The 20,559-nt window shown below is 40.5% G+C and carries 24 protein-coding genes; 19 read left to right on the top strand and 5 right to left on the bottom strand.

All coding sequences use genetic code 11. The features are described from left to right. Positions 1-5: 5 nt before the first annotated feature. Both ABS766_RS06795 and ABS766_RS06790 read right to left on the bottom strand, forming a co-directional pair. Complete coding sequence (locus ABS766_RS06795; protein ID WP_408084377.1) at positions 6-329, bottom strand: hypothetical protein; 324 nt, start codon at positions 327-329, stop codon at positions 6-8. Next, a complete protein-coding gene (locus ABS766_RS06790) occupies positions 329-1,201 on the bottom strand; it encodes a helix-turn-helix transcriptional regulator (protein WP_408084376.1) in 873 nt (290 codons plus the stop codon). The genes ABS766_RS06795 and ABS766_RS06790 overlap by 1 nt, the downstream gene beginning before the upstream one ends. 228 nt (positions 1,202-1,429) lie before the next feature. Between ABS766_RS06790 and hemA the strand changes: the two genes are divergently transcribed. From hemA to ABS766_RS06735, 11 genes are all read left to right on the top strand, one after another. Further along, positions 1,430-2,689 (top strand): glutamyl-tRNA reductase, encoded by a 1,260-nt coding sequence (gene hemA, locus ABS766_RS06785; protein WP_408084375.1) that lies wholly within the window; start codon positions 1,430-1,432, stop codon positions 2,687-2,689. Further along, entirely contained in the window at positions 2,682-3,638 is a 957-nt protein-coding gene (gene hemC, locus ABS766_RS06780; protein ID WP_408084374.1) for a hydroxymethylbilane synthase, read from the top strand. The genes hemA and hemC overlap by 8 nt, the downstream gene beginning before the upstream one ends. A 4-nt stretch (positions 3,639-3,642) precedes the next feature. Continuing rightward, entirely contained in the window at positions 3,643-5,379 is a 1,737-nt protein-coding gene (locus ABS766_RS06775; protein ID WP_408084373.1) for a TrkH family potassium uptake protein, read from the top strand. A gap of 12 nt (positions 5,380-5,391) precedes the next feature. After that, positions 5,392-6,084: a potassium channel family protein gene (locus ABS766_RS06770; RefSeq protein WP_408084372.1), complete on the top strand. Its 693-nt coding sequence runs from the start codon at positions 5,392-5,394 to the stop codon at positions 6,082-6,084. 5 nt (positions 6,085-6,089) lie between these two features. Then, on the top strand, positions 6,090-6,779 hold the full coding sequence (locus tag ABS766_RS06765; protein WP_408084371.1) for a uroporphyrinogen-III synthase: 690 nt from the start codon (positions 6,090-6,092) through the stop codon (positions 6,777-6,779). A 63-nt stretch (positions 6,780-6,842) separates the two neighbouring features. Further along, positions 6,843-7,871, top strand: a complete 1,029-nt coding sequence (gene hemE, locus ABS766_RS06760) for a uroporphyrinogen decarboxylase (RefSeq protein WP_408084370.1) — start codon at positions 6,843-6,845, stop codon at positions 7,869-7,871. A 97-nt stretch (positions 7,872-7,968) separates the two neighbouring features. Next, on the top strand, positions 7,969-8,337 hold the full coding sequence (locus tag ABS766_RS06755) for a hypothetical protein (protein ID WP_408084369.1): 369 nt from the start codon (positions 7,969-7,971) through the stop codon (positions 8,335-8,337). Between the two features lie 44 nt (positions 8,338-8,381). Next, the gene (gene hemF, locus ABS766_RS06750) at positions 8,382-9,284 is read left to right on the top strand and encodes an oxygen-dependent coproporphyrinogen oxidase (protein ID WP_408084368.1); all 903 of its coding nucleotides are present in this window, start codon (positions 8,382-8,384) and stop codon (positions 9,282-9,284) included. After that, entirely contained in the window at positions 9,281-10,222 is a 942-nt protein-coding gene (locus tag ABS766_RS06745) for a DUF4421 family protein (protein WP_408084367.1), read from the top strand. Before hemF ends, ABS766_RS06745 begins: the two co-directional genes overlap by 4 nt. Positions 10,223-10,226: 4 nt before the next feature. Next, positions 10,227-11,222, top strand: coding sequence for a porphobilinogen synthase (gene hemB / locus ABS766_RS06740; protein WP_408084366.1), 996 nt, complete (start codon positions 10,227-10,229; stop codon positions 11,220-11,222). Positions 11,223-11,226: 4 nt separating this feature from the next. Continuing rightward, a complete protein-coding gene (locus tag ABS766_RS06735) occupies positions 11,227-11,631 on the top strand; it encodes a c-type cytochrome (RefSeq protein ID WP_408084365.1) in 405 nt (134 codons plus the stop codon). 83 nt (positions 11,632-11,714) lie between these two features. Here ABS766_RS06735 and ABS766_RS06730 read toward each other — a convergent pair whose 3' ends face one another. Together ABS766_RS06730 and ABS766_RS06725 are read right to left on the bottom strand one after the other, a co-directional pair. Further along, on the bottom strand, positions 11,715-12,395 hold the full coding sequence (locus ABS766_RS06730; protein ID WP_408084364.1) for a response regulator transcription factor: 681 nt from the start codon (positions 12,393-12,395) through the stop codon (positions 11,715-11,717). Further along, positions 12,392-13,672: a sensor histidine kinase gene (locus tag ABS766_RS06725; RefSeq protein WP_408084363.1), complete on the bottom strand. Its 1,281-nt coding sequence runs from the start codon at positions 13,670-13,672 to the stop codon at positions 12,392-12,394. Before ABS766_RS06725 ends, ABS766_RS06730 begins: the two co-directional genes overlap by 4 nt. 187 nt (positions 13,673-13,859) lie before the next feature. Between ABS766_RS06725 and ABS766_RS06720 the strand changes: the two genes are divergently transcribed. The 8 genes from ABS766_RS06720 to ABS766_RS06685 all read left to right on the top strand — a co-directional run bounded on the left by ABS766_RS06720 (position 13,860) and on the right by ABS766_RS06685 (position 19,337). Then, on the top strand, positions 13,860-14,504 hold the full coding sequence (locus tag ABS766_RS06720; protein WP_408084362.1) for a DUF1573 domain-containing protein: 645 nt from the start codon (positions 13,860-13,862) through the stop codon (positions 14,502-14,504). A 159-nt stretch (positions 14,505-14,663) separates the two neighbouring features. Then, the gene (locus tag ABS766_RS06715; protein ID WP_408084361.1) at positions 14,664-15,143 is read left to right on the top strand and encodes a hypothetical protein; all 480 of its coding nucleotides are present in this window, start codon (positions 14,664-14,666) and stop codon (positions 15,141-15,143) included. Next, a complete protein-coding gene (locus ABS766_RS06710; RefSeq protein ID WP_408084360.1) occupies positions 15,133-15,333 on the top strand; it encodes a helix-turn-helix transcriptional regulator in 201 nt (66 codons plus the stop codon). Before ABS766_RS06715 ends, ABS766_RS06710 begins: the two co-directional genes overlap by 11 nt. 36 nt (positions 15,334-15,369) lie before the next feature. Further along, on the top strand, positions 15,370-16,212 hold the full coding sequence (locus ABS766_RS06705) for an alpha/beta hydrolase fold domain-containing protein (protein ID WP_408084359.1): 843 nt from the start codon (positions 15,370-15,372) through the stop codon (positions 16,210-16,212). Between the two features lie 9 nt (positions 16,213-16,221). Beyond that, positions 16,222-16,695: a methylated-DNA--[protein]-cysteine S-methyltransferase gene (locus ABS766_RS06700; RefSeq protein WP_408084358.1), complete on the top strand. Its 474-nt coding sequence runs from the start codon at positions 16,222-16,224 to the stop codon at positions 16,693-16,695. A 34-nt stretch (positions 16,696-16,729) separates the two neighbouring features. Further along, positions 16,730-17,320: an SMI1/KNR4 family protein gene (locus ABS766_RS06695; RefSeq protein WP_408084357.1), complete on the top strand. Its 591-nt coding sequence runs from the start codon at positions 16,730-16,732 to the stop codon at positions 17,318-17,320. A 72-nt stretch (positions 17,321-17,392) separates the two neighbouring features. Next, entirely contained in the window at positions 17,393-18,613 is a 1,221-nt protein-coding gene (locus ABS766_RS06690; protein WP_408084356.1) for a serine hydrolase domain-containing protein, read from the top strand. Positions 18,614-18,623: 10 nt separating this feature from the next. After that, entirely contained in the window at positions 18,624-19,337 is a 714-nt protein-coding gene (locus ABS766_RS06685) for a 3'-5' exonuclease (protein ID WP_408084355.1), read from the top strand. 86 nt (positions 19,338-19,423) lie between these two features. Here ABS766_RS06685 and ABS766_RS06680 read toward each other — a convergent pair. After that, positions 19,424-20,559, bottom strand: a 1,136-nt coding sequence (locus ABS766_RS06680; protein ID WP_408084354.1) for a T9SS type A sorting domain-containing protein, incomplete at its 5' end; no start/stop codon positions are given.

Below are 20,559 nucleotides of genomic sequence, written 5' to 3'. Positions count from 1 at the left end.
GGTTTCTAAAACTTAGTAGGTGTATATGATAATATTTTATTTATTGTCCGGTTTAGTTGATCCTGTTCACAGCCATATTCGTCAATTTTACCATAAACAGTATAATGAGAAACATTAAAGCCTTCTTCAATATCATTGTACCAAATTACTTTTTTTCCAAAAACAGCAACAACCCAAAATCCACCACCTTCATCTCCATATCCTTTTTCTTCCCATTTTTCAGGAGTAATTTTTATTTGCTGCCAAAAAACTAATTGCTCATGTGTCAGTTGCGGTATAGCGACATTAATTTCTTTAGTCAGCTCATCAAGTGTTACGGGTTTCCACATTACACACGCTCATTAATACTCATTAAATATTTTTTGGGCGTAATGCCAAATTTCTTTTTGAAAGCCGAAATAAAGTGGCTGGAAGTACTGTAGCCAATACGCAGCCCCACCTCATTTACATTAAATGATCCGCTATCTAACAGCTTGCGTGCATAGTCCATCTTATAATCAAACAAAAAGCTATATACCGTATCGCCATAAATCTGGCGGAAGCCCATTTTTAATTTCTTAAGGCTGATGCCCACCCGTTCTGCAAGTTCTTCAAGGCCGGGCGGTTCGGCCATATTGGCAATAACAATATCTTTAGCCTTGCGTATTTTTATTACATTTTCTTCGTCAACCAAAAAAGGACACTGTTCGGCATTAGGGTCTTCGGCACGGTTAAAGTACAGGCTCAGCAACTCATACACCTTACCCTTAAAATATAATTTTTTTATAGAGGGGTGCATGTTAAAATGAAAAAGCTGGCTCAGTACCACCGTCATAGACGGGCTTATGGTATCTTCTTTATAATACTTTCGATCTATATTATCAGTGCTTAAAAAAGGGATATGCTCTGCCTGGTCTGAAAAAAATCCGTGAAACTTTTTTATGGAAATAAGCACCGAAACTACCCAGCTGTGCGGACCCACTTCAAGCTGTATGGGTAATGGTGTTTGCGGATTATATAAAAAAAGTGAAACCTCTTCGCGCAGGTTAAGGGCATAACGCCCATTATTAAAAATAAACTTGCCGCTGCCCTTAATACCGAAGTGAAACTGTATGAGGTCTGCACCTACTTCCCTCATAAAATGAACGGTCTCATCGGTATTGTTTTCAAACCGCAACACATAAAAATCGTCCTCAATACTTATTTCTTCATAAGCACTCATAGCGGTATTTTTTTACGTTATTTTCTTTTTCTCAGGTGTTGTTTTTATTTAGAACGCTTCTAAACAAGGTTTGTGTAAAGACTTGATTTCATTGCAAATTTAAGTTATTTTGTAAAAAAATAACGCTAAAAAGCCAAAATATCGTCAAGCGGTATAAATAGAACGTAGAGCGTTACTTTTTAAAAAGCCTTTGTTATAGTTTTGTTAAACTTTTTAGGGAGAGTGTATATGGATAATGTAATTGCGCACAGGCATCTGTACTTTTATGCCGTAGGGCTTAGCTACCGCAAAGCCGATGCCGTGACAAGGGGAAAATTTAGCCTTGATGCCCCGGCCAAGACAGCTATTTTGAGACAGGCCGCTACAGAGGGTATAGAAAACATAATAGTAGTTTCTACCTGTAACCGTACAGAAATATACGGCTTTGCCCAACATCCTTTTCAATTAATAAAATTACTTTGCGATAACAGCCGCGGCTCTGTAGAAGAGTTTCAACGGGCTGCCTTTGTATATAAGAATAAAGAAGCAATTGCCCATATTTTTAAGGTAGGCACCGGGCTGGACAGCCAGATACTGGGCGATTTTGAAATTATTAGCCAGATAAAACTGGGCTTTGCCGAAAGTAAAAAAGCCGGCCTTGCCAACGCTTTTTTAGAACGCCTTATAAATTGTGTTATACAAGCCAGCAAACGCATTAAAAATGAAACTGAATTAAGCAGTGGTGCCACATCGGTTTCATTTGCATCGGTACAATATATTTTAAATAATGTGCCTGCCGTACAAGATAAAAACATTTTGCTTTTTGGTACCGGAAAAATTGGGCGCAACACGTGCGAAAACCTGGTAAAACATACCAAAAACAACCACATAGTACTTATAAACCGTACTAAAGAAAGAGCCGAAAAAATAGCAGGTAAATTTAACCTTATTGTTAAAGATTATGACCTGCTACCCCTTGAGGCCACCAAATGCGACGTACTGGTGGTAGCAACCGGCGCACAGGAACCCACTATAGATAAGGATATACTTGTGGTAAACAAACCATTGCTTATACTGGACCTTTCGGTGCCCAAAAATGTACACGATAATGTGAAAGAACTCCCTAATGTTACGGTGGTACACCTGGACGACCTAAGCAAAATTACTGACAGCACACTCGAAAACCGCAAAAAACACATTCCCGCAGCAGAGGCTATTATAGAAGAGGTGAAAACAGAGTTCATCAACTGGATGAACGCCCGTAAGTTTGCCCCTACAATCAATGCGTTAAAGCATAAGCTGAATAACATAAAGGATACCGAATTAAACTTCCAACGGAAAAAAATCAGTAATTTTGATGAAGAGCAGGCTGAAATCATCAGCCGCCGGATCATTCATAAAATTACAACGCATTTTGCCAATCACCTCAAAGACAACGACACCGTAGTGGATGAAAGCATAGAGTGGATTGAAAAAGTGTTCGGGATTGAAGCTACCCAAAATGAATAAAACCATAAAGATAGGCACACGCGACAGCGAGTTGGCACTATGGCAGGCGCATTATGTAGAAAACCAACTTAATGCACTGGGCTATAAAACCGAAATTGTTGCCGTAAAAAGTACCGGTGATGTTATTTTAGATGTACCTTTATATGAACTGGGCATAACAGGCATATTTACCAAAACCCTGGATATAGCCATGATAAAGGGCGAGGTAGACATAGCTGTACACTCTATGAAAGATGTACCCACCGCCTTACCCAAGGGCATAGTACAGGCCGCAGTACCCAAAAGGGCAAATACCGCCGATATTTTAGTACAAAAAAGCGATATGGTTTTTTATAATGCCCCGGCAACAGTAGCCACCGGAAGCCTGCGCAGGCAGGCACAATGGCTGCACCGTTACCCGCACCATAATGTTACCGACCTTCGCGGCAATGTAAATACACGACTTAAAAAACTGGATGAAAATAACTGGCAGGGCGCCATATTTGCCGCTGCCGGGCTGGAACGTTTAAATTTTTACTCGGGACAAAAAGTAAAAAGCCCCGCGTTTGAAGGTACTGCCGAGGTTTTGGACTGGATGGTACCCGCCCCGGCCCAGGGTGCGATGCTGGCCGTAGCAATGGAACATGATGCCTATAGCCGAGAAGCATTATCCCGTCTAAATGATAAACCTACTGAAATTGCCACCCATATAGAAAGGCAGTTTCTTAAAAAACTGGAGGGCGGCTGTACAGCACCCATTGGTGCACTGGCCACCTTTATAGATGACGAAATACGGTTTGAAGGCGTATTACTATCTCTGGACGGAAGACAGAGGTTATACATAGAGAAGTCTGTGCATATTAACGCAGATTACCGTAATTTTGGCAATCTGTGTGCCGAAGAAATTTTGCAAAGTGGCGGCGATGCCCTTATGAAAACCTTACGTGCACAACTCAACAAAAAGAAATAAGAGCATGTTTAAAAACCTTTCATACACACTTTCAAGGATATATGGCTTTGTAGACATACTGCTTATAGTGTTCCTGGTGTTTGATTTTGGGTATGAAAACCGCATATATGATTTTGTTGACCATAAAACCCTGTATCTGACTTTATTGGTTGTATTACTTATTGTATTTAGCCTGCTCAGGCTCAAATACTCTAATAAACCGGCATTAAAAAGGGTATTTAAGGCCAATATACTGGTGCTCACGCTCACGTTGATAGCGGCAGTTATAGCATTTATAAGCGGCGATGAATACCGCAGGCTGTACAATGTGAATTTTGTAATGGATGCCGGGCTGATAATCTATTTTTTCCTGAGGCTTACCGGGCTGTTGCGAAAACTATACAGCCTGTATTATAACCCAACCATATTGTTTGTGGGGAGCTTTGCTGTAGTAGGGCTTTTAGGGTCTTTTTTGCTATTGCTGCCAAGTGCCACTACACACGGCATTAGTTTTACCGATGCCCTTTTTACATCGGTAAGTGCAGTATGTGTTACAGGCCTTATAGTGGTTGATACCGCTACCGATTTTACTTTTATGGGCAAAACCGTAATACTTACGCTTATACAGCTTGGCGGTATAGGCATGCTTACCTTCACTTCTTTTTTTGCCTTCTTTTTTAAGCAGGGCACCACCTTTAGGGAAGGCCTTAGTGTAAGCGCCTTTGTAGAAAGTGATGGCCTGCACAATGTTATGCGCCTGGCCATGCGTGTGGTAGTTTTTACCCTGGGTATAGAACTGGTGGGCGCTGCGCTTATTTATTATTCTATAAGCGATATAAACAGCATTAAAAACAAAGTATTCTTTTCTATATTCCACTCGGTTTCGGCTTTTTGCAATGCCGGATTTTCTACCTTATCAAACGGGCTGGCAGAACCTGCCCTTAAAAAAGCTTATGCCTTCCAGTGGATTATTATGCACCTTATTATTTTAGGTGGACTAGGCTATGCTATAGTGTTTAACTCCATAAGATATTTTAAGCAGATTGTTGTAAACAGTGTGGCACGCAGGCGCTTTCACACACCGGTGCGCGTACTCACGCTCAACTCAAAAATTGTAATGGTAACGACCGCCATACTGCTTACAATGGGCTTGATATTCTTTTTTTGTATAGAATCCCACCATGCTTTTGAAGGCAATACCCTGTTCGGGAAAATTACAGCTGCCGGGTTTACCTCGGTAACTACCCGTACTGCCGGTTTTAATACGTATGATTTTGCCAGCCTTTCTATGCCGGCCATACTTTTTGCCATATTCCTTATGTGGATAGGGGCTTCACCAGGCTCAACAGGCGGGGGTATAAAAACCAGTACTATAGCACTGGCAACATTAAATATTTTTTCGCTTGCCAAAGGCAAAGACCACATTGAGCTGGGCGGAAGAAAAATAAACAACCAGTCGGTTAAAAGAGCCTTTGCCATTATCTGCATATCACTCATAGTTATTGGCATTGCCATATTAATGATATTATTTTTTGAAAAAAAGCTTTCTCTTATTAAGGTAGCTTTTGAGGTTTTTTCGGCATTCAGTACGGTAGGGCTAAGCCTTGGCGTAACAGCGGGGCTAAGTATGTCCAGCAAGTATGTGCTAATTGTAGTTATGTTTCTGGGACGTATAGGGTTGCTTAACCTGCTTATCGGTATGCTTAAAAAACTACAGGTGTACAGTTATGAATATCCGGAAGAAAACATTTTAATAAACTAAACGCAGGAGGTTATGAAGATTATTATATTTGGTTTAGGAAACTTTGGTATGTCGCTGGCTATGAACCTTACCGAAACCGGCAATGAGGTTATTGGCATAGACAACAATATGAACAAAGTCAATATGGTGAAAGAGAAAATATCTCATGCCATTTGCATGGATGCCACTAACGAAATGGCTTACCAGGCGCTACCCATTACCAATGCCGACCTGGCCGTTATAGCCATTGGAGAAAATGAAGGGGCGGCTATTATAGCCACTGCAGTGGTAAAAAAACTTACCAAAGCGCGTATTATTGGCCGCTCGCTGTCACCCATTCACGATACGGTACTTAATGCCATGGGTATTGAAACAATTATCCATCCGGAGCAGGATTTTGCCGAAAGGCTTGCCAAAAAAATAAATCTTAAAGGCATTGTAGATAACTTTAGCATCGATAAAAATTACTCTATATCTGAACTTAAGGCACTACCGGAATTTGAAGGTAAAACACTGGAAGAACTGGAGTTTCGCGAAAAATTTCATCTTACAATAGTTACCATCATCCGCAGAAAAGTACGTAAATCTATATTAGGCACTACAAGCCTGGTACACCAGTCTGAAGGCTTTATAGATAAAGACACTGTTATTACTGCTGATGATGTATTGGTAGTTTTTGGACTGAATAAAGATATTGGCAAGTTTTGTAACCGCGCAAACATGTAATCGTTTTGCAAACCTCAGCACGCATATTATCTACCAAAAAGCTATTGCCCAACCAAAGGCAGTTTCTGCTTAACGCAGGGTTATCTGTAATTGAAGGCGATTTTATAAAAGTTCAGTCTAAAAATTTTGATATAAATGCCACAAAAGCAAACCTGATATTTACCAGCCGCAATGCGTTTAAAAGTTTTTTGAAGAACAAATTAAGTGTAACCTACCGGGGCAGCAACATGTTTTGTGTGGGTAGCACTACGGCAACCTTTATAAGGCAAAACGGTTATACGGTAGTAGTTGAAGCAGATAACGCACAACAGCTTGCCGAAACAATTGTAAATAATTACAAAACAGAAAGCTTTACCTTTTTTTCCGGCAACATGAGCCGTGATGAACTACCTGTTACCCTTACATCGGCAGGTGTTGACTTTAATGAGGTAGAAGTATATGAAACCGTGTTGGCATCGCATAAAATAAATAGTAGCCTTAACGGCATTATGTTTTTTAGCCCCAGCGGAATTGAAAGTTTTTTAAAAGAAAATAGTATTACAACCGAAACCTGTTTTTGTATTGGAGCTACCACTGCTTCGGCTTTAAAGGACATTACCCAAAACATTGTAGTTGCCAATAAGCCCAGTATAGAAAATGTAATTATACAGGTACGTAATCAGTATAACCCATTGTTTCAAAAAAGAGGGGTGTAAAAAAACGAGTTTGCCCTTGTTAGAGACAGTCAAATATAAAAACAAGATAAATAATCAAAAAAAATGAGCATAAAGAACGATCTTTTTTTAAAAGCATTACGTAACGAAACGGTAGAACGACCACCGGTATGGATGATGCGCCAGGCAGGCCGCTACCTGCCGGAATTTATGGCACTGCGTGATAAATATGATTTCTTTACCCGCTGCCGCACCCCGGAGCTGGCTGCGGAAATAACGGTACAGCCCATTAGAATTGTACAGCCTGATGCCGCCATATTATTCAGCGATATTTTAGTGATACCACAGGCTATGGGTATTGAGGTGCAAATGAAACCAAACTTTGGCCCCTACCTGCCCAATCCTATTCGTTCGGCTAAAGATGTAGAACAGGTAATTGTTCCGGATATTGATGAAACGCTGGGCTATGTGATGGATGCCATAAAACTTACTAAGGAAATGCTGAACGATGAAGTTCCACTCATAGGTTTTGCAGGATCACCCTGGACGATTTTTTGTTATGCAGTAGAAGGTAAAGGCTCTAAAAGTTTTGATACTGCAAAAGGATTCTGCTTTAGCCATCCCGAAGCGGCACATGTGTTATTGCAAAAAATTACCGATACCACTATTGCCTACCTTAAAGAAAAAGTAAAGGCCGGGGTTAACGCCGTGCAAATTTTTGATAGCTGGGGCGGTATGCTAAGCCCGGTTGATTACCAGGAATTTTCATGGAAATACATCAACCAGATTGTAGAGGCACTGGCCCCCGAAACACATGTTATTGTATTTGGTAAAGGCTGCTGGTTTGCCCTTGGAGAAATGGGACAAAGCAAGGCTTCGGCACTGGGGGTAGACTGGACCTGCTCTGCACGCAATGCACGTTACCTGAGCGGTGGTAAAATTACACTACAAGGCAACTTTGACCCTAGCCGTTTGCTATCGCCAATACCTGTCATCAAAAAAATGGTGCATGAAATGATAGACGAGTTTGGCAAAGACAATTATATAGTAAACTTAGGCCACGGCATATTGCCCAACATTCCGGTAGACCATGCCAAAGCATTTATTGATGCTGTAAAAGAATATAAAAAATAGTTGCTGGTTATTGGTTGTCAGTTATTGGCAACTTTATCTTACAGTTTCAGGGAATTTTAGCTTCTAACAACCATCAACCGATAACAAACAACTAAAAATGCCATTAAGTTTAGGATTACGGGACGAAGAAAACCAACGCATTAACAACCAACTCAATAAGCTGGTTGCCTTGGTATTTGTACCCGAAGGATGGAATGATGATGAGTTGGAAAAGCTTTTAAAAGGGCTTAACCTTGACCTGGATACACTGCAAACTATAAGTAATGAAGAATTGCTTGATTTTTTGGTGAAATGCCATTTCGATTGGGCAAATATGGAGCAGCTTGCCGATGTACTGGCTAAGCTTGCTGCAAAGCCTGAATTATCTGCGCTTAAACAAAAAGCTCTTGCTGTTTACAATTACATTCAGGCAGAGAGCAAAATGTTTTCGTTTGATATTATGAATAAAGTAAATGCTTTACACTGATAAAATGTTAACCGTACCAACCGTACCGGGTTAACTGAAAACTTATGAAAGATACATTTTACGCATACATACAACAGTTACAGGACAAAATCACCTCAAAGCTTGAAGAGGTGGACGGTAAAGCCAAATTCCGACAGGATTTATGGGAACGCCCCGAAGGGGGCGGTGGCCGCACCCGTATTATCGAAAACGGCAATGTAATAGAAAAAGGCGGGGTAAACATATCGGCTGTGCATGGTCCGCTACCTAAAACTATGCAGGCCTATTTTGGTGTAGGCGAGGTTGATTTTTTTGCCTGCGGGCTCAGCCTGGTAATCCACCCTAAAAATCCGTTTGCCCCTACTGTACACGCCAACTGGCGTTATTTTGAAATGTATGATAAAACCGGAAATATTGTAGACAGCTGGTTTGGCGGCGGGCAGGACTTAACACCCTATTACCTGTTTGATGAAGATGCTATACACTTTCACCAAACCTGTAAAACAGCCTGCGATAAGCACAACACGGAGTTTTACCCTAAGTTTAAAAAGCAGTGCGATGAGTACTTCCGCAACACGCACCGCAATGAGGCGCGTGGCATAGGCGGCCTGTTTTTTGACCATTGTAAAGCAACAGACGATTTCAGCATGGAGCAGTGGTATAATTTTGTAACCGAAGTAGGAAACAGCTTTCTTGAAGCCTATGTGCCGATTGTAGAACGAAGAAAAAATATTGAATATACCCCTGAAAACAGGACGTGGCAGGAAATACGCCGCGGCCGTTATGTAGAATTCAACCTGGTGCATGATAAAGGAACCCTTTTTGGCCTTAAAACCAACGGCCGTATAGAGAGTATACTCATGAGCCTGCCGCCACATGTGCAGTGGGTGTATGACCATCATCCTGAACCGGGCAGTGAGGAAGAACGATTACTGAAAATATTAGGCAAACCTATAAACTGGCTATGAGAAAACTGATAGTAACATTACTGTTAAGCATTACCGGTTATTCCCAAACCGATACGATCAGTACTGCATACTATAAAGAGTTTCAGGACAGACTTTTCCTTCAATTTTTTGTACTTAACACCTCTAATGATTTTACGTTGGATTATACCAATGATGACATTCAGGTGAAGCTTATACCCAACAGGAAAACAACTATGGGTATCAGTTTTAACTACGATTTTATTTCTTTCAGCTTTGGTGTTGCACCCTCTTTTTTTGCCAACAACAAAGATAACGGCAACTCCAAAATGATATCCTTTGGCGTTAACCTTTCCCCGGGGCAATGGATGCAGCACCTTGATTTTTACTACCAGAAAGGATTTACATTAGAGTCCGGTTCAGGTGGCAGTGTTTACCTCCATGAGCTTAAAAGCCTTAAAATAGGCGGAAGCACTTCCTATTTCTTAAACAAGAACTTTTCGTATGCCGCTACCGCATTTCAAAATAAAAAGCAATTAAAAAGTGCCGGGAGCTTTGCCCCTTCGCTACTGTATTATTATACCAGCCTTAATGGTAAAAAACAGGAAGGGTTGGGTAGTAATGCCTATTTTATAAATGTTGCCATAGCACCTTCCTATTATTACAACTGGGTAATTGCCAAAAACTTCCTGCTGTCCGGCGGCGCAGCACTGGGAGCAGGACTTGACTACACAGATGATGATGAAAAAAATACTTCCTTTTTAACAATGGCATCTTTACACCTGGCTCTGGGCTACAATTCAGACCGCTTTTTTTGCGGAATAAACGACCGGGCTTTTGTATTCAACCATAGTGTAGAATCTGCCGTTTCTATAGATGACACAATAAGTTATTTTACCATTTTTGCAGGGTATCGATTTGATCCGCCAGAGCTGCTTGAAAAAAAAGTAAAACAAATTAAAGATAAAATTAAATTATAACAGTATGTTCCCAATACACAGAAACCGCAGGCTACGCACCAACGAAAGTATACGTTCTTTAGTACGTGAAACCATACTGACACCAAACGATTTTATGTTCCCTATGTTTATTGCAGAAGGGAATAATGTAGAAGTGCCTATTCCTTCTATGCCGGGTATTTACCGTCGCTCTATTGACCTTACGGTAAAAGAAGTTAAGGAGTTATGGAACCTGGGCATCAAGGCCGTAAACATTTATGTAAAAGTGGGCGACCACTTAAAGGATAACGAAGGCAAAGAAGCCTGGAACCCCGACGGGCTGATGCAGCAGGCCATTAAAGCTATAAAAGATGCGGTACCTGAAATGATTGTAATGCCCGATGTTGCGCTGGACCCTTACTCGGTTTACGGGCATGACGGTATTATAAAAAATGGCGATATCGCTAATGATGAAACCGTTGAAGCGCTGGTAAAAATGGCAGTAAGCCATGCCGAAGCGGGTGCCGATTTTGTAGCGCCAAGCGATATGATGGATGGACGTGTGCTTCGACTTCGCGAAGGGCTGGATAGTGCCGGTTACCAAAACGTGGGTATTATGAGCTATGCCGCAAAATATGCGTCATCATTTTACGGGCCATTTAGAGATGCACTGGACAGCGCCCCAAAAGAAACCGGTGTTGTGGTGCCTAAAGACAAAAAAACCTACCAGATGGATTATGCCAACCGTACCGAAGCCATTAGAGAAGCCCTGCATGATGTAGAAGAAGGTGCTGATATTGTTATGGTAAAACCGGGGCTTGCCTATCTTGATATTGTGCGCGAAGTAAAAAATGCCGTTACCGTTCCGGTAGCCGTGTATAATGTTTCAGGGGAATATGCTATGGTTAAGGCTGCTGCCGAAAAAGGATGGATAGAGAACGATAAAGTAATCTTAGAGCAGCTGCACAGCATCAAACGTGCCGGGGCTGATATTATTTCAACCTATTTTGCTAAAGAGGCTGCCATTTTGTTAAACAAATAATACCATGAAAAAATTAGTATATATTATCCCGGCCCTGTTGATAATTGCCTGTGGCAAAAACAAAAAAGAAGAAACGCCGGAATATACCCCAAGGAGCGTTCAGGAAGGTAAACAAGCGCCTGCACTAAGCGCTGAAGCCCAAAAAGGGAAAGAGATTTTTGAGGGGAAGGGTAACTGCATCAGCTGCCATAAAACCGAAAGCAAAGCCATTGGGCCTGCCGTAAAAGATATTGCAACAGTATATAAACAAAAAAATGGCGACATGGTAGCATTTCTTAAAGAGAAAGCTGACCCTATTGTTGATCCGGATCAATATCCGGTTATGAAAACCAATTTATACCTTACCAAAACTTTTACTGACGATGAGTTAAAAGCTTTAGAGGCTTATTTTTACAGCTTTTCAGAGTAGTTGCCGGTTGCTGGTTATCGGTTGTTAGGTGATATATATATTTCAGGTTGCCAACAACTGCCAACGCACAACCAAACACAAATTTATGGGGCTACCAGCTTAAAACCGATACGTGGTATATTTTCTATGCGGATGTTTTCATCTTCCTTAAATATTTTTCGCAAACGGGAGATGAATACATCCATACTCCGGCCCATAAAATAATCGTTAGTACCCCAAAGCTGCTTAAGTATGTTTTCGCGTTTTAGTATAGTATTCTTATTCTCAATAAATAACTTCAGTAATGCCGCTTCGCGCTCAGTGAGCTGTATACTTTGTCCATCTTTTATTAGCGAATAATTTTCAGGGTCAAAAACAAAACTCCCAATACTATAGGTAACATTTTTTACACTGGCCTGTTTTTGGCTGCGTTGCAAAAACACTTCTATTTTCAGCATTAGTTCTTCTATGCTGTATGGCTTTACCAGATAATCGTCGGCACCCAGCTTAAGGCCTTTAATACGGTCTTCTTTCAGCGTTTTGGCCGAAAGAAAAATTATGGGAACTTCTATGTCGCATTTCCGTATGGCAGCTGCCAGCTCAAAACCATCCATACCGGGCAGCATAACATCCAGTATACAAAGGTCAAACGCTTCATGCCCAAAGGCTTCAAAAGCCTCTTTACCATTGGTAAAATGCACTACCTCATAGTATTGCTCCAAGCTGTCTGTGGTAAGAAACGCCAGTGTACTGTCGTCTTCCGCATAAAGTAGTTTTTTTTTCATGCCAGGCTTTTTTTAGGTATATAAATGGTTATGGTTATGCCGGGTGGCGGTACATTATTTTTAATACTTATGCGCCACTTGTGGAGTTCGCATATTTTTTTAACGTAAAAAAGGCCAAGGCCAAAGCCTTCAATCTCTTTTTTATTTTCACGCGGAACCCTGTAAAAGCGGTCAAACACAAAGTCAATATGCTCCGGGGCTATACCGGGGCCATTATCGGTAAAGGCCAGCAAAAGGCCTTCTTCTGCCTGTGTAAGGGTTATGTGAACTTTGGCGGCCGCATTTCCGTATTTAATAGCGTTCTCAACAATGTTATAGGCTATATTATAAAAGTGAAACTCATCGGCTATAAGTAATTGCTGCCTGTTTTGGGGTGTAAACGTTATATTGGCATTTTCAAATTTTATTGAGGCATTTTCGCAAACCAGTTCCAGCGTTTCGGCAGCATTAAATGGCTTTTTTTGCAGGCTCACCAGGTTATTATCTGTTTTGGCTACTGATAGTATACGCTCTATATGCTGGTTAAGCCGGTTGCTTTGCTCTATAATAATACCCAGGTATTTATTCAGTTTAGGGTTGGCAGTAATGGCCTCCTGCTTAGCGGCATAATTACTGGCAATAAGTATTGATGATAAAGGTGTTTTGAATTCATGCGTCATGTTATTAATAAAATCTTTCTGCAGCTCGGTATAGGCTTTTTGCTTTAAAAGTAAAAACACAGAGTATACATAAATAACCAGCACCAAAAACAGCACTCCGGTATACATCCAGTAGAGTTTTAACGAATTTACATAACCGTACTGTAGGCGTGGGAAACGCACTCCGAAATAATATATAAGGTCGGGGCGTTTGGTAAAACAGTTTTCACATTTCTGTTTTTTTTCAATTTCATTTTGGCCCATCGAGACATATTCGCCATAAACCATTTCATCCGAAGCGCAATTGTACATGGCATACTCATAATCCATATCCAGCTTTACCTTTTCAAATTCACTTCTAAGGTAGTATTTTAATGTAGAAGCTTCAAAGTAGTCGTCTACATTAACCACATAATAATCTTCAGATATTTTTTTGATAGGGGTTTCTGTTGGTAGCTCGCTTTGGTTATCGCGGTAAATACGGGTTACTACATCCTGAAGGGCAAAATGTATTTTTTCGCCGGTTTCTTTCTTCTCAAACAGGTAGGCTTCATGCAACATTATCAGCTGCATGGTTATCACCCCTACAATGGCAATAAGGCCAATAAAAATAATAATATTAAGTTTTGTGAGCTTCAAACAACAGCAAATTAGGTAATTTTTGATAAAATTAGCTACCTTGCACAACCATTATATACGGTAACTACAGGGTTAACATGTTATTAACAATACTTTGAAGGCAGTTAACAAATATAACGGGTTTAGTAAATATATTTGTAATATATGTTATACAGTAAAAAATTTAGTAACTAATACGTAATTGACTATGAAATTATTTAAACAATCATTATTAGCCGTAGCCGGTGTTTTATTTATTTCTTTTGGTGCTAATGCACAAGATGAAACCGGACTTAAATTTAACGAAGACTCTTTTAACTTTGGTGATGTGGAACAGGGCGTACCTGTATCTCATGAGTTTGAATTTACAAACAATTCTGACAAAGATATTACCATTACCAACGTAAAGGCTTCTTGTGGGTGTACTGCTACAAACTATACTAAAACGGCTATTAAGCCGGGTGAAACCGGAAGCGTAACTGCTACATATAACGCACGTAACCCCAACCACTTTACAAAAACAGTTACCGTAACCAGTAATGATACTGATAAAAACAAAGTACTTATTATTAAAGGTAACGTAATTGCTAAAGATAAAGAAGACGGCGCTTCAGCTGCCTCAGCTCCTGCAAAAGCTGTAGCTTCTGCCAAGCCCATAAAACCACAGCCTAAAGCTGCTGCACCATCTAAAACACACACTGTTGCTGAAGGTGAAACACTTTCTATACTTGCCGGAAAATATTATGGCGATATCTACAAATACAATGTTATTTATAACGCCAATAAAGATATTATTGCCGACTCTAAACTTATCTATCCTGGCCAGGTTATAAAAATACCTGCTGCTATGTAAGCGCATTATAAAAAGATATTTTAAAAGCCTCCACATTAATGTGGGGGCTTTTTTGTATCATACATTTATTCAAAATCTTATATATTTTACAAAATGTAAAGTTTATTTTACTTTATATAAAATATTTTTTACATTAGCGGAAATATTAAATCAATCATTATGAAAACGAACTATTTATTTCCGCACCGCTTTAAAACCTTAAGCGGCATTTTGTTTGTACTTTGTTTTTTACTGCTTATTGGCTTTTTTGCCTTTAACCTTTCTGAAACAATTATTATTAAAGCTAAAGTGTTTGCACTGATGGATAATATGCTTTTTGGGAAAGAAGTCTATTTTGGGTGGGTAGAAAACAATATTGTTGACGAAATTTTAGTAAGTATAATAATTGCCTCTGGTATTATATATGCCTTTAGCAAAGAAGAGCATGAAGATGAACTGGTTGCTTCTATAAGGCTGCAGAGCCTGGCATGGGCAACAATTGCCAACTATGCTATTTTGTTATTTTGCTATATATTTATTTACGGGTTGCCTTTCTTAAATGTACTTATGGGTGCTATGTTTTCGCAATTAATTATTTTTATATTGCTGTTCCGCTACAAAATATTCCGTTTTTATAATACCCGCCACGATGAAGAATAACATAAAAGTACAACGCGCCATACATAACCTTACACAGCAGGAACTGGCAGACCGCATTGGGGTAAGCCGACAGACTATTAACACCCTTGAAGCAGGAAAATATGTACCCTCCACAGTATTGGCACTTAAAATATCGCAACTTTTTGATACGCCCGTTAATGATATTTTTGCCCTTGAAGAAAACGATTAATTACTAACTTAGCAACACTAACATTGAGCTATCCGCATGAAAAACTATAGTTTTATATTACCTTTTTTAGCCTTATTGCTTGTTGCTTCCCCTGCTGTATTTGCCCAACAGCATATGTACCACCAAAAATACGGCAGTGCAAAACAGCAAACACTCGACCTTTTTTTACCAAAGGACCCAACTAAAAAAACACCTGTTATTATTATGCTGCACGGTGGTGCCTGGACTTTAGGCGGCAATGAATATACAGATAAGCATGCACGGGATATGTGCAGCCGCGGTTTTGTTGTGGCCAATGTAGACTACCGTTACGTTAATGACTCTGTACATGGTGACGATTTGCTGGATGATATTAACAACGCAGTACAATGGGTGCAGGATAATGCAAAAAAATATGGGTATAATGCCAAAAGTTTTAATCTTGTGGGTATAAGCGCCGGGGCACACCTTTCGTTATTGTATGGGTATACTGCAAATGCCAAAAGAGAGATAAAATCTATTACGGCTATGTGTGCACCATCTGTTTTTGATGAGAAAACCTTTTTAGCGCCGCTCTATAAACAGGGGCGCATTAAAATTCTGGAGGATCTCGCAAATGCTAAATACAACCCCGCACCGGGTGCCGACATCAGCGCCTTTAAAAAAGTGAGCCCGTATTTTCATATAAAAAACATCCCGACACAGTTGATACACGGCACAAGTGATGAGCTGGTTGATTACCATATTTCGGTAAAATTTAATGAAAAACTAAAGGAAATGAATGTGCCTGCCAACCTTATTTTGCGCCCCGGTAAAGGGCACGATGTGGGGATGAACAGCCCCGATACCGAACAGGCTAACCTTGAAGCTATAGATATCTGGATAAAGAAGTTTGATTAAAGTTAAATTATGGCACAAGCCTATATAAAAACCCCGCTTGGCACCGCATTACTGGAAGGCGATACCAAGGGCATCAGCAAAGTACACGTGCTTGATGACAACCTGCCCGTAACCTGTATTTTACCGGATGAGCTAAAAGATGCCGCACTGCAATTGCAGGAATATTTTGAAGGCAGCCGCACTACATTTTCTTTCCTGATTAACCCAAAAGGAACTGATTTCCAAAAAAAAGTGTGGCAGGCTCTGTTAGAGATTCCGTTTGGAAAAACAACATCATACCAGGAACTTTCTATAAAACTGGGCGATGTTAAAGCCATCCGTGCTGTGGCTTCAGCCAATGGTAAAAATCCGTTGTGGGTAGTAGTGCCCTGCCACAGGGTTATAGGGTCTGACGGGCAACTTACCGGCTATGCCGGCGGGTTGTGGCGCAAAAAATGGCTGCTGGAGCATGAAAATCCACCGGTACAGCAGCGTTTGTTTTAATACGTGTGTAATCAATGTAAATACATACTATCAGATGAACCGAGATGTAATCCTGAATTTATTATATAAATTCAAAAAACAGGGAGAAAAAGTATCCGATGATGGGGCTACCATGATTGGAAGAGCGCCACATCAAGGCCCTAAGGGATGGTTAAATATTTTATACCCCCCTTTGAGCAAGGAAGAGTTAAAGCTTTTAGAGGCAGAGCTAAAAACTGAGATACCAAAAGAGTATTCAGATTTTTTATTACATTTTAGTAATGGCATGGACGTGCTTTCATCAACACTAAGTTTATACGGTTTAAGGAGACACATTAACCGAAGCCCGGACGTTGATATGTGTCAGCCTTACTCTATTATTACACCAAACATATATGAAAGGCCGGATAATTCAAAGCCTAACTATTTTTTTATAGGAGGCTATAATTGGGATGGTTCTCTTGTTTATATTGATAAAGAAACAAATAGTATACATTGTTGTGAAAGATGGGATGCCACATCTAAAAAAACATGGAACTCGTTAGAAGAAATGATTTTATCTGAATTAGAAAGGTTATATACTTTTTTTGATGATGAAGGTGTTGAAATTGATGAAGATAACCCAACCATACCCTATAAAACATAAGCCTGTACAAAGAAAGACATGATGAATTTTTATGTAAATTCGTAACATCTGGCAAACCTTATACAAACAATTATGAAATTCCTGAAAAAACTCCTTGTATGGCTTATAGCTATTTTTGCAGGCATTGTTATACTCGCCTATATTTTTGATATAGACTACCTTTTAAAAGCCGTACGCGTGGTATATTTTCATGGCAAGACCACTGCCTATCTGGATGATTATACCCATTTTGATAACCGCACTATTGAGGCGGGCACACCACAACCCTGGGCAGAAGCAAAAGGATATAACTCGGTTAAGCCCACAAAAAGGCTGCAACATGCACATGATGAACTGGGCACGGTAGCCTACATCATCATTAAAAATGACAGTATATGGCACGAAGCGTATTATGATGGGTATGGCCCGGATTCTAAGTCAAACTCCTTCAGTATGGCAAAAAGCGTGGTATCGGCGGCACTTTTTAAGGCTATTGAAGAAGGAAAAATTAAAAGCTTAGATACAAAAGTGGGCGATTATTTCCCCGAGTACAGTACCGGCCTGGCTGCTGAACTTACCGTGGGCGACCTTTCATCAATGGCGGCGGGGCTTAATTGGGATGAAGCTTACAGCAGCCCTTTTTCTATAACCACCCGTGCCTATTTTGATAGCAACCTGCCCGAAACAATGCTAAAAGCAGGCGTAATTAATACCCCCGGCAAAGTATTTGACTACCAAAGTGGCGCTACAGAACTGCTGGATATGGTGATTACAAAAGCCATTGGGAAACCGCTTACGGAATATGTTTCAGAAAAATTCTGGAAGCCTATGGGTATGGCAAACAATGCCCTTTGGCAATTGGATGAGAAAAACGGTATTGAAAAAGCTTATTGTTGTATTGGAAGCAATGCCAGGGATTTTTCCCGGTTTGGAAAATTATTTTTACATGACGGAAACTGGAACGGCACACAGATTTTAGACACTACAGCGATACAAAAAATGGTTACACCGCGCTTTGCCGCATCACCACAGTACGGATACGGATGGTGGATTAATAATTACCTGGGCAAAAAAATGTATTACATGCGCGGGCATTTAGGCCAGTTTGTAATTGTAATACCCGAAGATAAAATTATTATAACCCGTTTAGGACACCAAAAAGGGCTGCAAACTGAAACAGACCCGCATAGCAACGACTTTTATGTGTATGTTGATGAAGCTTATAAAATGATGGGCATGATGAAACCCAATGAAGGCAAAGGCAATACACTGCCACTTACCAAAGCAGAGGCAGAAAGCGCTGACAGGCAATAAACACACTAGAATGATAGATAAAGTACGATTAGAGAATATACTTTTCCTGGATATAGAAACCGTGCCAGAGCATGAGCATTACGGGCTTCTGGATGATGAAACCAAAGAACTTTACAGCTTAAAGACACAATACCAACGGAAAGAAGAATTTTCTGCTGAGGAATTTTATGACCGTGCGGGGATATGGGCAGAGTTTGGTAAAATTGTGTGCCTGTCGGTGGGTTTTTTTACCTTCAGGAATGATGTGCGCCATTTTAGGGTGACATCTTTTTTTGGAGATGAAAAGCAAATACTCAAAGATTTCACCAACCTGCTTATAAACCATTTTAACCAGCCGCAGCATATTTTATGCGGCCATAATGCCAAAGAATTTGATTTTCCGTTTATTGCAAGGCGTATGATTATTAATAATATGCCCATACCCGATAAACTGAACCTTTTCGGCAAAAAGCCATGGGAAGTACCCCATCTCGATACTATGGAGTTATGGAAATTTGGCGATTTTAAAAGCTACACATCGCTTAAACTACTCACAAAAATACTGGGCATCCCCTCGCCAAAAGGCGATATTAACGGCAGCCAGGTAGGCCATGTTTACCATGTAGAAAAAGATATTGACCGTATTGTTACCTACTGCGAAAAAGATGTAGTGGCAGTTGCCCAAGTGTTATTGCGTTTCCGCCGGGAGGAACTGCTTGTTCCTGAAGAAATAAAACACGTTTAATAATCGCATTTTTTATTAAAAAAGAAGTAATAAAAAAAGGGGCTGCCAGTTGGCAGCCCCTTTTAGTTTTTATATCGCAAATTATATTATTGCTTTACAATTTTTACGTTAGCCGCTCCGCTTGCAGTTTGTACCTGTACAAGGTAGTTACCGCCCGGTAGTGAGGCTACATTAACCTGAACTGTAGTAGTGTTGGCAGTTTGCTCAAGCACAGTTTGTCCAAGTACGTTAGTTATTACCACTTTGGTAATGGCATCCCTGTAGGTTACAGTAAGTAGTTCCTGTGCAGGATTAGGATATACCATAAGGGCTTTTGTATCAAATTTATCTGTTGCAGTAGTTTGGTCAACAGTAATTATCAGGTAATCACTATCACAACCATTAGCTGTTTGAGATACATAATATACGCCTCCATCAACAAGTGCATCTTCGGCACTTACAGCAACCAGTTCGCCAGCAAGGTTTAACATATACCAGTTAGCCGTTGTACCTTCAGCGTAAGTCACCTCAAGATCGCCCACAGTATCGCCTGCATCAAAACTTTGTGTAGCTTCACCCGTAGGCGCATCAGGAATAGCGTTTACTGTAACAGTAACTTCAACCATTACACTTTCGCAATCACCTGTTACCTGAGATACATAATAGGTACCTGCGGCAAGTTCTTCCGTACCTTCAATTTCTACGTTGTCTGAATCATACCAAACAAGGGTAGCACCTTCTGATGCGGTAGCTTCAAGCTCATCGGCAGTAGCGCCTGTACAAAAATCCTGTGTAGCTTCAGCAACAGGAGCATCAGGAGTTGCGTTAACAACCACTGTTACTTCGGTCTGTACACTTTCGCAATCACCTGTTACCTGAGATACGTAATAGGTACCAGCGGCAAGTTCTTCCGTACCTTCAATTACTACATTGTCTGAATAATACCAAACAAGGGTAGCACCTTCTGATGCGGTAGCTTCAAGCTCTTCGGCAGTAGCGCCTGTACAAAAATCCTGTGTGGCTGCTGCAGCAGGAGCATCAGGAGTTGGGTTAATAACCACTGTTACTTCGGTTTGTACACTCTCGCAACCGTTAGCAGCCTGGCTTACATAATAGGTGCCGGCTGTAAGTTCATCCGTACCTTCAATTACTACATTGTCTGAATCATACCAAACAAGGGTAGCACCTTCTGATGCGGTAGCTTCAAGCTCTTCGGCAGTAGCGCCTGTACAAAAATCCTGTG

It is taken from the genome of Flavobacterium rhizosphaerae (genome assembly GCF_046000445.1).
Classification (GTDB): Bacteria; Bacteroidota; Bacteroidia; order Flavobacteriales; family Flavobacteriaceae; genus Flavobacterium; species Flavobacterium rhizosphaerae.
This window is presented reverse-complemented; position numbering and strand designations above follow the sequence as displayed.

Coding starts and splice junctions, on each gene's coding strand:
- ABS766_RS06735 (WP_408084365.1), top strand. CDS start 11,227: ATGAAAAAATTAGTATATATTATCCCGGCCCTGTTGATAATTGCCTGT.
- ABS766_RS06770 (WP_408084372.1), top strand. CDS start 5,392: ATGAAGATTATTATATTTGGTTTAGGAAACTTTGGTATGTCGCTGGCT.
- hemB (WP_408084366.1), top strand. CDS start 10,227: ATGTTCCCAATACACAGAAACCGCAGGCTACGCACCAACGAAAGTATA.
- ABS766_RS06730 (WP_408084364.1), bottom strand. CDS start 12,395: ATGAAAAAAAAACTACTTTATGCGGAAGACGACAGTACACTGGCGTTT.
- hemC (WP_408084374.1), top strand. CDS start 2,682: ATGAATAAAACCATAAAGATAGGCACACGCGACAGCGAGTTGGCACTA.
- hemA (WP_408084375.1), top strand. CDS start 1,430: ATGGATAATGTAATTGCGCACAGGCATCTGTACTTTTATGCCGTAGGG.
- ABS766_RS06710 (WP_408084360.1), top strand. CDS start 15,133: ATGAAGAATAACATAAAAGTACAACGCGCCATACATAACCTTACACAG.
- ABS766_RS06775 (WP_408084373.1), top strand. CDS start 3,643: ATGTTTAAAAACCTTTCATACACACTTTCAAGGATATATGGCTTTGTA.
- ABS766_RS06685 (WP_408084355.1), top strand. CDS start 18,624: ATGATAGATAAAGTACGATTAGAGAATATACTTTTCCTGGATATAGAA.
- ABS766_RS06790 (WP_408084376.1), bottom strand. CDS start 1,201: ATGAGTGCTTATGAAGAAATAAGTATTGAGGACGATTTTTATGTGTTG.
- ABS766_RS06795 (WP_408084377.1), bottom strand. CDS start 329: ATGTGGAAACCCGTAACACTTGATGAGCTGACTAAAGAAATTAATGTC.
- hemE (WP_408084370.1), top strand. CDS start 6,843: ATGAGCATAAAGAACGATCTTTTTTTAAAAGCATTACGTAACGAAACG.
- ABS766_RS06695 (WP_408084357.1), top strand. CDS start 16,730: ATGAACCGAGATGTAATCCTGAATTTATTATATAAATTCAAAAAACAG.
- ABS766_RS06705 (WP_408084359.1), top strand. CDS start 15,370: ATGAAAAACTATAGTTTTATATTACCTTTTTTAGCCTTATTGCTTGTT.
- ABS766_RS06745 (WP_408084367.1), top strand. CDS start 9,281: ATGAGAAAACTGATAGTAACATTACTGTTAAGCATTACCGGTTATTCC.
- hemF (WP_408084368.1), top strand. CDS start 8,382: ATGAAAGATACATTTTACGCATACATACAACAGTTACAGGACAAAATC.
- ABS766_RS06755 (WP_408084369.1), top strand. CDS start 7,969: ATGCCATTAAGTTTAGGATTACGGGACGAAGAAAACCAACGCATTAAC.
- ABS766_RS06720 (WP_408084362.1), top strand. CDS start 13,860: ATGAAATTATTTAAACAATCATTATTAGCCGTAGCCGGTGTTTTATTT.
- ABS766_RS06715 (WP_408084361.1), top strand. CDS start 14,664: ATGAAAACGAACTATTTATTTCCGCACCGCTTTAAAACCTTAAGCGGC.
- ABS766_RS06700 (WP_408084358.1), top strand. CDS start 16,222: ATGGCACAAGCCTATATAAAAACCCCGCTTGGCACCGCATTACTGGAA.
- ABS766_RS06690 (WP_408084356.1), top strand. CDS start 17,393: ATGAAATTCCTGAAAAAACTCCTTGTATGGCTTATAGCTATTTTTGCA.